12 protein-coding genes, 1 tRNA gene and 1 riboswitch are annotated in these 15,116 nt (G+C 57.2%); of the genes, 12 read left to right on the top strand and 1 reads right to left on the bottom strand.

Annotation, left to right across the window (positions count from 1 at the left end; all coding sequences use genetic code 11):
• Positions 1-562: 562 nt before the first annotated feature.
• The 7 genes from B347_RS0105415 to astE all read left to right on the top strand — a co-directional run bounded on the left by B347_RS0105415 (position 563) and on the right by astE (position 8,322).
• Positions 563-1,780, top strand: a complete 1,218-nt coding sequence (locus B347_RS0105415; RefSeq protein WP_019408689.1) for an aspartate aminotransferase family protein — start codon at positions 563-565, stop codon at positions 1,778-1,780.
• 113 nt (positions 1,781-1,893) lie between these two features.
• Positions 1,894-2,913, top strand: coding sequence for an arginine/ornithine succinyltransferase subunit alpha (gene aruF / locus B347_RS0105410; RefSeq protein WP_019408688.1), 1,020 nt, complete (start codon positions 1,894-1,896; stop codon positions 2,911-2,913).
• A gap of 55 nt (positions 2,914-2,968) precedes the next feature.
• The gene (gene astA, locus B347_RS0105405; RefSeq protein ID WP_019408687.1) at positions 2,969-4,006 is read left to right on the top strand and encodes an arginine N-succinyltransferase; all 1,038 of its coding nucleotides are present in this window, start codon (positions 2,969-2,971) and stop codon (positions 4,004-4,006) included.
• Entirely contained in the window at positions 4,003-5,472 is a 1,470-nt protein-coding gene (astD, locus tag B347_RS0105400) for a succinylglutamate-semialdehyde dehydrogenase (RefSeq protein WP_192812356.1), read from the top strand. Before astA ends, astD begins: the two co-directional genes overlap by 4 nt.
• 128 nt (positions 5,473-5,600) lie before the next feature.
• Complete coding sequence (gene astB / locus B347_RS0105395) at positions 5,601-6,947, top strand: N-succinylarginine dihydrolase (RefSeq protein ID WP_019408685.1); 1,347 nt, start codon at positions 5,601-5,603, stop codon at positions 6,945-6,947.
• Positions 6,948-7,004: 57 nt separating this feature from the next.
• The gene (locus tag B347_RS0105390; RefSeq protein ID WP_019408684.1) at positions 7,005-7,298 is read left to right on the top strand and encodes a hypothetical protein; all 294 of its coding nucleotides are present in this window, start codon (positions 7,005-7,007) and stop codon (positions 7,296-7,298) included.
• 13 nt (positions 7,299-7,311) lie between these two features.
• The gene (gene astE, locus B347_RS0105385) at positions 7,312-8,322 is read left to right on the top strand and encodes a succinylglutamate desuccinylase (protein WP_019408683.1); all 1,011 of its coding nucleotides are present in this window, start codon (positions 7,312-7,314) and stop codon (positions 8,320-8,322) included.
• Positions 8,323-8,375: 53 nt separating this feature from the next.
• On the opposite strand, the gene B347_RS0105380 is transcribed toward astE, so the two are convergent.
• A complete protein-coding gene (locus tag B347_RS0105380; RefSeq protein ID WP_019408682.1) occupies positions 8,376-8,870 on the bottom strand; it encodes a 6,7-dimethyl-8-ribityllumazine synthase in 495 nt (164 codons plus the stop codon).
• Between the two features lie 130 nt (positions 8,871-9,000).
• Positions 9,001-9,172: riboswitch (FMN riboswitch) on the bottom strand.
• 175 nt (positions 9,173-9,347) lie between these two features.
• Between B347_RS0105380 and ltaE the strand changes: the two genes are divergently transcribed.
• The 5 genes from ltaE (at position 9,348) to B347_RS0105355 (ending at position 14,966) form a co-directional block, all read left to right on the top strand.
• A complete protein-coding gene (ltaE, locus tag B347_RS0105375) occupies positions 9,348-10,352 on the top strand; it encodes a low-specificity L-threonine aldolase (protein ID WP_019408681.1) in 1,005 nt (334 codons plus the stop codon).
• Between the two features lie 146 nt (positions 10,353-10,498).
• Positions 10,499-13,117 (top strand): alanine--tRNA ligase, encoded by a 2,619-nt coding sequence (alaS, locus tag B347_RS0105370; protein ID WP_026014000.1) that lies wholly within the window; start codon positions 10,499-10,501, stop codon positions 13,115-13,117.
• 83 nt (positions 13,118-13,200) lie between these two features.
• Positions 13,201-14,436 (top strand): aspartate kinase, encoded by a 1,236-nt coding sequence (locus B347_RS0105365; RefSeq protein ID WP_019408679.1) that lies wholly within the window; start codon positions 13,201-13,203, stop codon positions 14,434-14,436.
• A 189-nt stretch (positions 14,437-14,625) separates the two neighbouring features.
• Positions 14,626-14,814 carry a carbon storage regulator CsrA gene (gene csrA, locus B347_RS0105360; protein WP_003175645.1) on the top strand — a complete coding sequence of 63 codons (189 nt, stop codon included), beginning with the start codon at positions 14,626-14,628 and terminating at the stop codon, positions 14,812-14,814.
• 61 nt (positions 14,815-14,875) lie between these two features.
• A tRNA-Ser gene (locus B347_RS0105355) sits at positions 14,876-14,966 on the top strand.
• The last annotated feature ends 150 nt before the right edge of the window (positions 14,967-15,116 follow it).

The raw sequence follows: 15,116 nt of genomic DNA, 5'->3' as shown, positions 1-15,116 counted from the left end.
TTTAACAGGGAGTTGGTGTCCGGTTTTGTAGGGGCAAGTCCAGGAAGCAGGGCCTTAATAACTTCGTGGTGAATTAAGGCAGGATGATTCGGTTGCAGCGCGGCGGCGATGTGCGTATCCATGGGCTATGTTCTCGTCTTTTATAAAGACTCTGTAATCTGCGTGTTGTGTGAGCCATAAGTTAGGGCTGTCATAGCCACCAACATCGCCTTTGGGGCCACTGAAAAAAAGCGCAAATACCTGCTGGAAGTCGACCGCGACAGATCAGGATTCAGCGTTCAACGAATAAATAATTAGCCCCATTAGCACGCACACATCCGCAGGGTGTGCAAAGCGTCATGGCTTGCGGTTAAAACAAAGCCAGCTAGCGCTGCCGTTCGGGCTGTCCAACGTTTAAACTGCGTCTTTGCGACGTAATATGTCGCATTGGCGTAAACCCCGATCAACCGTGGTTGGGCGCTATAAGAAGTTGTCGCTTGGCGGCAAGGCCGCATCCCCATCAGTCCTTACAATCCCCCATCGCTCGCCATTTTAGGCAGGCGTTTCTCATCAGGAGACTCCGATGTCCGTTGAGCAAGCCCCGGTGCAACGCGCCGATTTCGATCAGGTCATGGTTGCGAACTACGCACCTGCTGCTTTCATTCCTGTGCGTGGTGCCGGTTCCCGAGTGTGGGATCAATCGGGCCGCGAACTCATCGACTTCGCAGGCGGCATTGCGGTTAACGTGTTGGGCCACGCCCACCCGGCGTTGGTTGGCGCGCTGACCGAACAGGCCAATAACCTGTGGCATGTGTCCAACGTCTTCACCAACGAGCCTGCGCTGCGCCTGGCTAAAAAGCTGGTGGATGCGACCTTCGCTGAGCGTGTGTTCTTCTGTAACTCGGGCGCCGAAGCCAACGAGGCCGCTTTCAAGCTGGCCCGTCGCGTGGCGTTCGACCGCTTCGGTGATGAGAAGTACGAAATTATCGCCGCCCTCAACAGCTTTCACGGCCGTACGCTGTTCACGGTCAATGTGGGTGGGCAGTCAAAGTACTCCGACGGTTTTGGTCCAAAAATCACCGGTATTACGCACGTCCCGTTCAATGACCTCGACGCGCTGAAAGCGGCGATTTCGGACAAGACATGCGCTGTGGTACTGGAGCCGATTCAAGGCGAAGGCGGCGTTCTGCCTGCCGAGCAGGCTTACCTGCAAGGTGCTCGCGAACTGTGCGATCAGCACAATGCGCTGCTGGTGTTTGACGAGGTTCAAACCGGCATGGGCCGTACTGGCGAACTGTTTGCCTATATGCATTACGGCGTGACGCCGGACATTCTGTCCAGCGCCAAAAGTTTGGGTGGCGGCTTCCCGATTGCTGCCATGTTGACCACCGAAGCCTTGGCCAAACACTTGGTCGTGGGTACTCACGGCACCACCTATGGCGGTAACCCGCTGGCGTGCGCGGTCGGCAATGCAGTAATCGACGTGATCAACACGCCAGAAGTGCTCAATGGCGTTAAAGCCAAACACGAGCTGTTCAAAACCCGTCTTCAGCAGATTGGCCAGCAATACGGCCTGTTTACTGAGGTGCGTGGCATGGGTCTGTTGATCGGTTGTGTCTTGAGCGATGCCTGGAAAGGCCGTGCCAAGGACGTCTTCAACGCCGCTGAAAAAGAAAACCTGATGATCCTGCAAGCTGGCCCGGACGTGGTGCGTTTCGCGCCTAGCCTGGTGGTTGAAGACGCAGACATCACCGAAGGTCTGGATCGTTTTGAGCGTGCAGTGAAAAACCTGACCGCTTGATCCACACCGCCCCCCTCTAGGAGCCCGCCTCGCGATCTTTGAATGTTAAAAAAGATCACGCGGCGAGTTCCAACAGGGCCCCCCTTTTATTTTCTGGATTAAGGAGTGACACCATGCTGGTGATGCGCCCCGCGCAAATGGCTGACCTGGACGAGGTACAGCGTCTGGCTGCGGACAGCCCGATTGGTGTCACTTCACTGCCGGACGACACCGGACGCCTACGCGACAAGATCGCTGCGTCCGAAGCTTCGTTTGCAGCCGAAGTCAGCTTTAACGGTGAAGAAAGCTACTTTTTTGTTCTTGAAGACACGGCCACCAGCAAGCTGGTGGGGTGTGCAGCTATCGTGGCATCGGCCGGTTACTCCGAGCCGTTTTATAGTTTTCGTAATGAAACCTTTGTTCACGCCTCACGCGAGCTGAAGATCCACAACAAGATTCACGTGCTCTCACAGTGTCACGACCTGACCGGCAACAGCCTGTTGACCAGCTTTTACGTGGTGCCGGATCTGGTCGGCACGGCCTGGTCCGAGCTCAACTCCCGGGGTCGCCTGTTGTTTGTGGCCAATCACCCGGAGCGTTTTGCTGATTCGGTAGTGACCGAGATCGTCGGTTACAGCGATGAAAATGGCGACTCGCCGTTCTGGGACGCCATTGGTCGCAACTTCTTCGACTTGAACTACGCCGCCGCCGAGCGTCTGTGCGGGCTGAAAAGCCGTACGTTCCTCGCCGAGTTGATGCCGCATTACCCGATTTACGTACCGTTACTGCCCGACACGGCTCAAGAGGCGATGGGGCAGGTGCACCCGCGTGCGCAAATTACCTTCGACATTCTGATGCGCGAAGGTTTTGAAACTGATCATTACATCGACATTTTCGACGGCGGCCCGACGCTGCATGCTCGCGTTTCGGGCATTCGCTCGATCGCTCAAAGTCGCGTAGTCCCGGTCAAGCTCGGTGAGCTGAGCAAAGGCGGCGGTCGCCAGTATCTGGTGGCAAATGCCCAGTTGCAGGACTACCGCGCCGTATTGCTGGAGCTCGACTGGGCGCCGGGCAAACCGGTCACGCTGGATCTAGAAGCGGCCGAAGCACTGGGCGTTGGCGAAGGTGCCAGCGTGCGAGTGGTTGCGGTTTAACGCGTTTGAGCGAGTTTCACGGGGTTCGCCCGCGAGCCCTGTTTGAGGAGATAGCATGATCGTTCGTCCTGTACGCAATAGCGATTTACCGGCCCTGATTGAACTGGCCCGCAGCACCGGCACCGGCCTGACCACCTTGCCGGCCAACGAGCAGCGCTTGCTGCACCGCGTTAACTGGGCTGAAAAAACCTTCCGTGGCGAAGCCGAGCGCGGCGATGCGGACTACCTGTTTGTGCTCGAAAATGACGACGGTAAAGTCGTCGGCATTTCAGCCATTGCGGGCGCAGTCGGCCTGCGTGAGCCGTGGTACAACTTCCGGGTTGGCTTGACTGTCAGCGCTTCCCAAGAACTGAACATCTACCGTGAAATCCCGACCCTGTTTTTGGCCAACGACCTGACGGGCAACTCTGAGCTGTGCTCGTTGTTCCTCAGTGCCGATTACCGCAATGGCCTCAATGGCCGCATGCTGGCCAAGGCGCGGATGCTGTTTATCGCTGAGTTCCCCGAGTTGTTTGGCAACAAGATCATTGCTGAGATGCGCGGCATGTCGGATGAAAGTGGCCGCTCGCCGTTCTGGGAAAGCCTGGGCCGGCACTTCTTCAAGATGGAGTTCAGCCAAGCTGATTACCTCACCGGCGTGGGCAACAAAGCCTTTATTGCTGAGCTGATGCCCAAATTTCCGGTGTACACCTGCTTCTTGTCCGAAGATGCTCGCGCGGTGATCGGTAAGGTGCATACCCACACCGAGCCCGCGCTGAACATGCTTAAAAGCGAAGGCTTCAGCTATCAGGGCTACGTCGATATCTTCGACGCTGGTCCGGCTGTGGAATGCGAAACCACCAAAATTCGCGCCGTACGTGACAGCGAAACGCTGGTGCTGGCCATTGGCACGCCGGGTGACGACGCTACGCCTTACCTGATTCACAACCGCAAACGCGAAGATTGCCGCATCACCGCCGCCCCGGCGCGTTGGGCTGCCGGCACCCTAGTGGTCGACAAGCTGACCGCTAAACGCCTGCAACTGAGTGCGGGCGACCAAGTGCGCGCCGTACCGTTGTCCGCGCAGCCAGTTGCCCCACGGGAGTCCAAATAATGAGCACGTTGTACATCGCAGGCGCCTGGCAGAATGGTCAGGGCGAAGCCATGGAATCGCTGAATCCGGTCACCCAGCAGGTGCTATGGACCGGCAATGCAGCCAATGCCGAGCAGGTTTTCGAGGCAGTAAAGGCGGCGCGCCAGGCCTTTCCGGCATGGGCCAAACGTTCTTTTGAGGAACGACTCACAGTGCTCGAGGCCTTTGCCGCAAGCCTGAAAACCCACGCCGATGAGCTGGCGCATTGCATCGGCGAAGAAACCGGCAAGCCGCTGTGGGAGTCGGCTACCGAAGTCACCAGCATGATCAACAAGGTAGCGATCTCGGTACAAAGCTATCGCGAACGCACCGGTGAAAAAAGTGGTCCGTTGGGCGATGCCACCGCTGTCCTGCGCCATAAACCGCACGGCGTGGTGGCCGTGTTCGGCCCGTACAACTTCCCTGGCCATTTGCCTAACGGGCATATTGTCCCAGCCTTATTGGCGGGTAACAGCGTGGGGTTCAAACCGAGTGAGCTGACCCCTAAAGTCGCTGAGCTGACGGTTAAATGCTGGATTGAAGCCGGTCTGCCGGCAGGCGTGTTGAACCTGTTGCAAGGCGCACGCAAGACTGGCGTGGCACTGGCGGCTCACGCGGGCATCGACGGTTTGTTTTTCACCGGATCGAGTCGCACGGGCAACAGCCTGCATCAGCAGTTCGCGGGTCGTCCGGACAAGATTCTGGCGCTGGAAATGGGCGGTAACAACCCGCTGGTGGTTGATCAGGTGGCCGATCTGGAGGCCGCGGTTTATACGATTATTCAGTCGGCCTTTATCTCGGCTGGGCAGCGTTGCACGTGTGCTCGCCGCTTGCTGGTGCCGCAAGGTGCCTGGGGCGACAAGCTGCTTGAGCGTTTGGTCGCGGTCAGCAAAGACATCGACATCGGTGCGTTTGATCAGCAGCCAGCGCCGTTCATGGGGTCGGTGATTTCCCTTTCAGCCGCGCGTGATTTGCTGGCCGCACAGACGTTGCTGATCGAAAGCGGTGCGCAGGTACTGCTCAGAATGACCCAGCCGAACGCGACAGCTGCGTTGCTGACCCCCGGCATTATTGATGTGACCGCTGTTAGCGAACGCTCCGACGAAGAACTGTTCGGGCCGTTGTTGCAGGTGATTCGTTACGCTGACTTTGACGCGGCAATTGCCGAAGCCAACAACACCGCATTTGGTTTGGCGGCGGGCTTGTTGTCAGATTCCGAAGCGCGTTACCAGCAGTTCTGGTTAGAAAGCCGGGCCGGGATTGTGAACTGGAACAAACAACTGACGGGTGCAGCCAGCAGTGCGCCGTTCGGGGGTGTAGGGGCGTCGGGCAACCATCGCGCCAGTGCGTATTACGCGGCCGATTACTGCGCGTACCCGGTGGCATCGCTGGAAACCCCGACCCTGGCGTTGCCAGCGACGTTGACCCCGGGCGTGCGCTTGGCCTGATGCAGACAGACCTTGTAGCCGCTGCCAAAGGCTGCGATGGGGCGCGTAGCGGCCCTGCTTTTAAATAAAAAGAGCGGCTACAGAATTTTGATTCATGTCTATTACAACCGTTTGCCGGAGCCTCACCGATGAAATCCTTTGAAGTCAATTTTGACGGTCTAGTGGGGCCAACCCATAACTACGGCGGCTTGTCGTTTGGCAACGTCGCGTCCCAGAGCAACAGCCAGCAAGCTTCCAACCCCAAGGAAGCGGCGCTGCAAGGCCTGGAAAAAATGAAAGCGCTGATGGACATGGGTTTTGTCCAAGGCGTGCTAGCCCCGCAAGAGCGCCCGGACGTCGGCGCCTTGCGCAGCCTGGGCTTTGCCGGGACTGACGCGCAAGTGATTGAACGCGCTGCAAAAGAAGCCATGCCATTGCTGGTTGCCAGTTGCTCGGCCTCCAGCATGTGGGTGGCTAACGCCGCCACGGTCAGCCCTAGCGCCGACACGGCGGATGGTCGGGTGCATTTCACTGCTGCCAACCTCAACTGTAAATTCCATCGCAGCATCGAGCACCCGACTACCAGCCGCGTGCTGGGCGCGATGTTTGCCGATCAGCAACACTTTGCGCACCACGCGGCATTGCCTGCCGTGGCGCAATTCGGTGATGAAGGCGCGGCTAACCACACACGTTTTTGCCGTGACTACGGCGAGGCCGGGGTTGAGTTTTTTGTCTACGGGCGTAGTGCGTTCGACAGCCGTTACTCGGCGCCGCAAAAGTACCCGGCCCGTCAAACCCTCGAAGCATCGCAAGCCGTGGCGCGGTTGCACGGCCTGAGCGAGGAGGGCGTGGTGTTTGCCCAGCAAAACCCGTCGGTGATCGATCAGGGCGTGTTCCATAACGACGTGATCGCGGTCGGCAACGGTGAGTTGCTGTTCCATCACCAAGATGCATTCCTGAATACCGAACCCATGTTCGACGAATTGCGCCGCAAGTTGGCCGCACGTGGGGCGCAGTTCCAGTCCATCAGCGTGCCGCGTGACCAAGTGGCCGTCGATGATGCGGTGCGTTCTTACTTGTTCAACAGCCAGCTGCTAAGCCGTGCCGACGGTTCGATGCTGCTGATCGTGCCCGAAGAGTGCCGTGCGAACCCACGTGTCTGGCAGTACCTGCAAGGCCTGACCAGTGCAGACGGCCCGATTCGAGAAGTGAAGGTGTTTGATCTTAAGCAGAGCATGCAAAACGGCGGTGGCCCGGCGTGCCTGCGACTGCGCGTCGCGCTCAATGAAACTGAGCTGGCGGCGGTCAATCCGGGGGTTATCATGACCGCCCCGCTGTACAACACGCTGACCGGTTGGGTGAGCAAGCACTACCGCGATGCCTTGCGCGAAAGCGACTTGGCAGACCCCCAGTTGTTGCTTGAATGCCGGACGGCATTGGATGAACTGACGCAAATCCTTAAACTGGGCTCGGTTTACCCGTTTCAGATCAATTGAACGTGCGTGCGCTGACCTTTTAGGCGTGCCACCTGACTTTCCAATGAGAGCGAAATTATGAGCGATTCCCTGCAGTTGATCCTTGAAGACACTGATGGCACGCAACTGGAAACCTCCTGCACCCGCGTCGCAATCCTGTGGCAGGGCAAAGAGTTGTGGATTCAGCAAGATGGCCGTGGCCAGTTACTGATCGGTGTTGACGTTGAAGAAGGCGATGCTGAATACGCCAACCTGCTGCTGCGTCCATTGGCAACTAACCTTGTTAGTCTGCAACTGGAAATGGAACCGGCTGACATGAGTGACGAAGATGGCGAAGACGGTCACGTGCACGGCCCAGACTGTAATCACTGATTAAGGAAGCGCTATGCTCGCTCTCGGCAAACTGCTTGAACTGACCTTGGCTGGACGTGAACCGGCTGAGAAAACTCAACTGACTGTCGACGGCGTGCGGATGCGCTGGCTTGCCGAGGGCGCGCTCGAAGTGCGTCCTCCCGAGGCACGCGACAGCGGCATGGATGTGCTGCTGTCTGCAGGCATCCACGGTAACGAAACAGCACCGATCGAGTTGTTAGATCGTCTGTTGAATGCCATTGCTCGTGGCGAAGTTAAGCCGCGAGTCCGAATTCTATTTCTGTTTGGCAACCCTGGAGCGATGCGCACCGGCGCCCGGTTTGTCGAAGAAGACCTTAACCGCCTGTTCAATGGCCGCCACGAAACCAGTAGCGGGCCAGAAGCCTTGCGCGCCTGTGAACTTGAGCATCTGGCTAAGACATTTTTCAATCAGCCTGAGCGCACTCGTCTGCATTACGACCTGCACACGGCCATTCGTGGTTCGAAAATCGAGCAGTTCGCGTTGTATCCCTATAAAGAAGGGCGTGAGCACTCCCGCCTGGAGCTTGCGCGCCTGCGGGCTGCCGGGATGGAAGCGGTGCTGTTGCAGAACAAGCCTTCTATTGTGTTTAGCGCCTACACCTACGATCAGTTGGGTGCAGAAGCCTTCACCCTGGAGCTGGGCAAGGCGCGGCCGTTTGGGCAAAACGCTGGTGTCAATGTCGAGCGCTTGGAATTGCGCTTGCAGCAAATCATTGAAGGCACCGAGCCACCTCTGGAAGACGCTTCTCTGGAGGGTTTGCAGTTGTTTCGCGTGGCACGTGAAGTGATCAAGCACAGCGAGGCGTTCATTTTGCACTTGCCGGTAGATGTCGAGAACTTTTGCGAGTTGCCCAAGGGTTACGTGCTGGCGCAAGACACGCCGAAAACCCGCTGGATTATCGAGGAAGAAGGCGCCCGAATTATCTTCCCGAACCCCAAGGTCAAGAACGGCTTACGTGCGGGCATTATCATTGAACCCGTTAAAGCGCTCGCTCCTAAATGAAGGCGCAAACAAAAACAGGCCCTCAAAAGGGCCTGTTTTTATTGGCGGGCTAATTACATTGCGCGTTTTTGCTGGGTATCCAGACGCTTGATAGCGCGGATTTTCTGCAGGGTATCAACGCACGTTTTCGCCGCTTCCTGACCCTTGTGCACGAAGTGGTCGAAGAAAAACTTCTGATGCTCTTCGCCCGCGTGGAAGTGGTGTGGTGTGAGGCTGACAGAGAACACCGGGATTTCGGTTTCCAGTTGCACTTGCATCAGGCCGCTAACGACTGATTGGGCCACGAAATCATGGCGGTAAATGCCGCCATCAACGACCAGCGCAGCGCCGACGATACCGGCATAGCGACCGGTTTTGGCTAGCAGCTTGGCGTGCAGTGGGATTTCAAAGGCGCCGCCAACTTCAAAAAAGTCGATATCACTTTCCTGATAGCCCTGCAGCAGCATTTCGGCCAAAAAGCCTTTACGGCTTTGATCGACGATCTCTTTGTGCCAACTGGCTTGGATAAAGGCGACGCGTTCGTTGTGGTGAATTGCGGTGGGTTGCATGTTCTGACTCCTGTTTGTGTGAAAAACAGGGCATATGAATTGAATGGGATTTAAGGGTGCGTTCCAGAACGTGGATACCGAGATCAAGCAACGGTACACACCTGTCCGGTTGACGGCCCTTTGGCGCCAATCCCGTTCTCTCTTCATCCGGACTATGACCGTCGGCCTCGGAATCACACCGAGTCTGCTGACCTTGCCACCTCTTAAGCTAAAAGCTGCCGTAAGTGTCAAGCGCTCGCGGGCTATACGCATTGCGCGCAATTACCGCCGGTGGGGAGTTGCGCCCCGCCCTGAGAACGTTGCCACCAGAATTTCTGGTCGCGGGCATTTTGTATCACATATGTTTCAAAGATGCATCGCTGCTTTTTGCTAATAGCCATCGTTTTTTTGATGCCTGTATGTGGGTATTCTTGCCCCACAGGGATATTCCCGATGAGTATCCCAGGGTACTCATCTCACATGGCTGAGGATTTTTACATGACTGTTATTGATCTGCGCAGTGACACCGTGACCCAACCCAGTGCCGGTATGCGTGAGGCCATGGCGAGTGCTGCGTTGGGGGATGATGTTTATGGTGAAGATCCTACGGTGAACAGGCTGGAGTCCGAGATGGCCTTGCGTCTGGGCTTTGCCAAGGCGCTGTTTGTGCCCACCGGAACCATGAGCAACCTGCTGGCGTTGATGGCGCATTGTGGGCGTGGCGATGAATACATCGTCGGTCAGAAGGCGCACACCTATATGTACGAAGGCGGCGGTGCAGCGGTGCTGGGGTCCATTCAGCCACAGCCGCTGAACGTACAGGCTGATGGCAGTCTGGATCTGCAAGAGGTCGCTGCCGCGATCAAGCCGGACGACTTTCACTTCGCCCGCACTCGCTTGCTGGCGCTGGAAAACACCATGCAAGGTAAGGTGTTGCCGGCCGAGTACCTAGCCGCCGCCAGTCGACTGACTCGCGAACATGGCTTAGCGTTGCACCTTGATGGCGCGCGGTTGTACAACGCGGCGGTCAAGCAAGGTGTTGATGCCGGCGAGATTACCCGCCATTTCGACTCGGTCTCGGTGTGCCTGTCCAAAGGCTTGGGCGCTCCCGTGGGGTCGGTGCTGTGCGGCACCGCTGACCTGATTGGCAAGGCCCGGCGCTTGCGCAAAATGCTCGGCGGGGGCATGCGTCAGGCGGGCCAACTGGCTGCAGCAGGTTTGTACGCGCTAGACAACCAGGTCGAGCGCTTGGCCGATGACCATGCGAATGCTCAGTTATTGGCCGAAGGCCTGCGCGCTGCCGGCTACGACGTTGAGCCTGTGCAGACCAACATGGTGTACGCGCAGGTAGATGGGAAAGCCGAGGCGCTCAAACACTTTGCACACGAGCACGGGATCAAGATCAGCGCGGCTCCGCGCTTGCGTCTGGTGACCCACATGGACGTCAGTCGCAGTCAGATCGAGCAAACCATCGAAGTTTTCAGCACCTTTTCCCACCAATAAGCTTGCAATCCGTCCAATTGCTTGTCGCTATCGTATAAACACGCTGTACCCGAGGCGAAGGGCCGATATAATGCGGCCCTTTGCGAGTCGCACTGTCGATTGACGTGATTTACTTGCCTCTGGCCGCAGCCTCCGTGGAAGAACCTATGAAAAGCGCAGAAATCCGTGAAGCCTTCCTTCGCTTCTTCGAGGAGCAAGGTCACACCCGTGTCCCTTCGAGCTCCTTGGTCCCGAATAACGACCCGACCCTGCTGTTCACTAACGCGGGGATGAACCAGTTCAAGGACTGCTTCCTGGGTCAAGAAAAACGTGCTTACACCCGAGCGACCAGCAGCCAGAAGTGCGTGCGAGCCGGTGGTAAGAACAGCGACCTGGAAAACGTCGGTTATACCGCTCGTCACCACACGTTTTTTGAAATGCTCGGCAACTTCAGCTTTGGCGATTATTTCAAGAAAGACGCGATCAACTTCGCTTGGACCTTCCTGACCGGCGTTTTGAAACTGCCGAAAGACAAGCTCTGGGTGACGGTTTACGCCAGCGACGACGAAGCCTATGACATCTGGACCCAACAAGTGGGCGTGCCTGCCGAGCGCATGATCCGCATTGGCGACAACAAAGGTGCTCCGTACGCGTCGGATAACTTCTGGACCATGGGCGATACTGGCCCGTGCGGCCCGTGCACCGAGATTTTCTATGACCACGGCGCGGACATCTGGGGCGGCCCACCGGGCTCGCCAGATGAAGACGGTGACCGTTACATCGAAATCTGGAACAACGTATTCATGCAGTTCAACCGCACCGCCGATGGCGTGTTGCATCCGTTGCCAGCGCCGTCGGTAGACACCGGCATGGGCCTGGAGCGGATCAGTGCGGTGATGCAGCACGTAAACTCCAACTACGAAATCGACCTGTTCCAGAGCCTGTTGTCTGCCGCCGCCCAGGCCATTGGCTGCGATAACGGAGGTCAGGCCTCGCTCAAGGTAGTGGCTGACCACATTCGTTCGTGCAGCTTTCTGATTGCTGATGGCGTGCTGCCTTCCAACGAAGGCCGTGGCTACGTGCTGCGCCGCATCATTCGCCGCGCCTGCCGTCACGGCAACAAGCTGGGCGCTACCGGTAACTTCTTCTACAAAATCGTCGCAGCGCTGGTTGCCGAGATGGGCGAAGGCTTCCCGGAACTGGTGCGCGAGCAGGCCAACATTGAGCGCGTACTTAAAGCCGAAGAAGAGCAATTCTCCAAGACCCTGGAGCAGGGCCTGAAAATCCTCGAACAGGATCTGGCTGAGCTCAAAGGCACCGTGGTGCCGGGCGACGTGGTGTTCAAACTGTATGACACCTACGGTTTCCCGATGGACCTGACCGCCGACATCGCCCGCGAGCGCAACCTAACCGTGGACGAAGAAGGCTTCGAGCGCGAGATGGAAGCACAGCGTGTGCGTGCACGTTCGGCCAGCTCGTTCGGTCTGGACTACAACACGCTGGTCAAAGTTGACGTGCCAACGGAGTTCGTCGGCTACAACGCGACCCACAGTTCGGCCAAGGTGATTGCTCTCTATAAAGAAGGCCAGTCCGTTGCCACCCTGAATGAAGGTGACGAAGGTGTGGTGGTTCTTGACCAGACGCCTTTCTATGCGGAGTCCGGTGGTCAAGTCGGTGATTGCGGTTACCTGCAAGTCGGCGCAGCGCGCTTTGACGTGCGTGACACCACCAAAACCGGCGGTGCGTTCCTGCACCATGGCGTGGTTGCTGCGGGCGGCCTCAAGGTCGGCGAAACCGTTGAGGCTCAGGTTGACGGCGATGTGCGTCATGCCACCTCGCTTAACCACTCGGCAACTCACTTGCTGCACGCCGCCTTGCGCCAGGTGCTCGGTGAACACGTTCAGCAGAAGGGGTCTTTGGTCGACAGTCAGCGCATGCGCTTCGACTTCAGCCATTTCGAAGCCATCAAGCCTGAGCAGATCAAGGCGCTGGAAGACATCGTCAACACCGAGATTCGTAAGAACACCCCGGTCGAAACTGAAGAAACTGATATCGAAACCGCCAAGCAAAAAGGCGCCATGGCGCTGTTTGGCGAGAAGTACGGCGACAACGTGCGCGTGCTGAGCATGGGCGGCGATTTCTCGGTGGAGCTGTGTGGTGGTATCCACGCCAAGCGCACCGGTGATATCGGCCTAATGAAAATCACCAGCGAGGGCGGTGTCGCGTCGGGTATTCGTCGTATTGAGGCGGTCACGGGCGCAGCCGCGCTGGCTTACCTGAATGCCGCCGAAGAGCAGCTCAAGGAAGCCGCGAGCCTGGTTAAGGGCTCGCGTGACAACCTGGTCGACAAACTGTCGGCTGTGCTGGAGCGTAACCGCCAGTTGGAAAAACAACTGGAACAATTGCAGGCCAAGGCCGCAAGCGCTGCGGGCGATGATCTGTCATCGTCTGCGGTGGATATAAAAGGCGTGAACGTGTTGGCCGCTCGCCTGGACGGTCAAGATGGCAAGGCGCTATTGGCGCTGGTAGATCAGCTGAAGAACAAGCTCGGCCGCGCGGTGATCCTGCTCGGCAGTGTTCATGAAGATAAGGTCGTACTGGTTGCAGGCGTAACCAAAGACCTGACTGGCCAACTCAAAGCCGGTGATTTGATGAAGCAGGCTGCTGCGGCAGTGGGTGGGAAGGGCGGTGGTCGTCCGGACATGGCGCAAGGCGGTGGTGTTGATGCTGCAGCCCTGGACGCCGCGTTGGCCCTGACTGTGCCGTTTGTCGAACAGGGTATCTGAGGTCCAGTACGCGCCGTCGTCTATTGGCGGCGCGTCGTTTGAATGATAAATGGGCGCCCTTTATGGGCTGAGGCTGCTTTGAAATGGCTTTGATCGTACAGAAATTCGGAGGCACCTCGGTCGGCACTGTCGAAAGAATCGAGCAGGTCGCCGATAAAGTTAAGAAGTTCCGTGAAGCTGGTCACGACTTGGTGATTGTGCTGTCTGCGATGAGCGGCGAGACCAATCGTTTGATTGAGCTAGCCAAACAGATCAGCGATCAGCCGTTGCCCCGTGAGCTGGATGTGATTGTGTCCACCGGCGAGCAAGTGACGATTGGCCTGCTGTCGATGGCGCTGAACAAGCGCGGCGTGCCTGCGGTGTCCTACACCGGCAGTCAGGTACGAATTCTGACGGACAGTTCGCACACCAAAGCGCGCATCCTGAAAATTGATGACCAGAAAATTCGCGCCGACCTGAAAGAAGGGCGCGTGGTGGTGGTTGCAGGTTTCCAGGGTGTGGATGAAGGCGGCAACATCACCACCTTGGGCCGTGGCGGCTCGGACACGACCGGCGTGGCGCTGGCAGCAGCCTTGAAAGCGGATGAATGCCAGATCTACACCGATGTTGACGGCGTCTACACCACCGACCCGCGGGTTGTGGCGAAGGCTCAGCGTCTGGAAAAAATCACCTTTGAAGAAATGCTGGAAATGGCCAGCCTGGGTTCCAAGGTGTTGCAGATCCGCGCTGTCGAGTTCGCAGGTAAGTACAACGTTCCGCTGCGCGTATTGCACAGCTTCAAAGAGGGTCCGGGCACCCTCATTACTATTGATGAAGAGGAATCCATGGAACAGCCGATCATTTCTGGCATCGCTTTCAACCGCGACGAAGCCAAGCTGACCATCCGTGGCGTGCCAGACACCCCGGGCGTTGCGTTCAAGATCCTGGGCCCGATCAGCGCGGCCAACATTGAAGTCGACATGATCGTGCAGAACGTTGCGCACGATAACACTACCGACTTCACCTTCACGGTACACCGCAACGACTACCAGGCGGCCTCTCAGGTCCTGGAAAACACCTCGCGTGAGATCGGCGCGCGTGAAGTGGTTGGTGATACCAACATTGCCAAGGTATCGATTGTCGGCGTGGGCATGCGCTCTCATGCGGGTGTTGCCAGCCGCATGTTTGAATCGCTGGCCAAAGAGAACATCAACATCCTGATGATCTCCACCTCCGAGATCAAAGTCTCGGTAGTGATCGAAGAGAAGTACCTAGAGCTGGCTGTGCGTTCCCTGCACACCGCTTTTGAATTGGATGCACCTGCCCGACAGGGTGAGTAAAGCGTTGCCCAGAGGGCGCGGTTAATCCGCGCCCTTTGTTTTTTTTGATTGGTGTGACCGAAGACTTTAACTTTTGTCATGTTGGTCAATACTAAGGGCGAGGGGCCGATATAGCTGTTTAGCTAGTAGGCCCAAGCCCTTTTTTTTTGCAGACTGTTGTCCCTGAAATGAAAGCGTGAGGAGAAACGTATGCTGATTCTGACTCGCCGGTGCGCAGAAAGCCTGATCATAGGCGATGGTGAAATTACTGTGACCGTGCTCGGCGTCAAAGGAAACCAAGTGCGAATTGGTGTGAATGCGCCCAAGGAAGTGGCTGTTCACCGCGAGGAAATCTACCTGCGGATCAAGAAGGAAAAGGACGAAGAACCAAGTCTTTAATTTTATTTAAGTTTTTGGTTGCATACGGGGAAAAGGCTGGTTATTATACGCCCCGTGTTGCGGAGAGGTGGCCGAGTGGCCGAAGGCGCTCCCCTGCTAAGGGAGTACATCTCAAAAGGGTGTCGGGGGTTCGAATCCCCCCTTCTCCGCCATTATTTATGTAGCACGTTCGAATCTAGCCATTTCAGTAAGTTGTTGAATTTATTGAAAAAAACACTTGGCAGAGAGATTCAACGGTCTATAATACGCAGCTTCAAATGCACTCGTAGCTCAGCTGGATAGAGTACTCGGCTACGAACCGA

It is taken from the genome of Pseudomonas psychrophila HA-4 (assembly GCF_000282975.1).
GTDB lineage: Bacteria > Pseudomonadota > Gammaproteobacteria > Pseudomonadales > Pseudomonadaceae > Aquipseudomonas > Aquipseudomonas psychrophila_A.
This window is presented reverse-complemented; position numbering and strand designations above follow the sequence as displayed.

Bases quoted from the DNA above. Each gene is read 5' to 3' on its own strand.
- B347_RS0105415 (WP_019408689.1), top strand. From the start codon at position 563: ATGTCCGTTGAGCAAGCCCCGGTGCAACGCGCCGATTTCGATCAGGTC.
- aruF (WP_019408688.1), top strand. From the start codon at position 1,894: ATGCTGGTGATGCGCCCCGCGCAAATGGCTGACCTGGACGAGGTACAG.
- astA (WP_019408687.1), top strand. From the start codon at position 2,969: ATGATCGTTCGTCCTGTACGCAATAGCGATTTACCGGCCCTGATTGAA.
- astB (WP_019408685.1), top strand. From the start codon at position 5,601: ATGAAATCCTTTGAAGTCAATTTTGACGGTCTAGTGGGGCCAACCCAT.
- B347_RS0105390 (WP_019408684.1), top strand. From the start codon at position 7,005: ATGAGCGATTCCCTGCAGTTGATCCTTGAAGACACTGATGGCACGCAA.
- astE (WP_019408683.1), top strand. From the start codon at position 7,312: ATGCTCGCTCTCGGCAAACTGCTTGAACTGACCTTGGCTGGACGTGAA.
- B347_RS0105380 (WP_019408682.1), bottom strand. From the start codon at position 8,870: ATGCAACCCACCGCAATTCACCACAACGAACGCGTCGCCTTTATCCAA.
- ltaE (WP_019408681.1), top strand. From the start codon at position 9,348: ATGACTGTTATTGATCTGCGCAGTGACACCGTGACCCAACCCAGTGCC.
- alaS (WP_026014000.1), top strand. From the start codon at position 10,499: ATGAAAAGCGCAGAAATCCGTGAAGCCTTCCTTCGCTTCTTCGAGGAG.
- B347_RS0105365 (WP_019408679.1), top strand. From the start codon at position 13,201: ATGGCTTTGATCGTACAGAAATTCGGAGGCACCTCGGTCGGCACTGTC.
- csrA (WP_003175645.1), top strand. From the start codon at position 14,626: ATGCTGATTCTGACTCGCCGGTGCGCAGAAAGCCTGATCATAGGCGAT.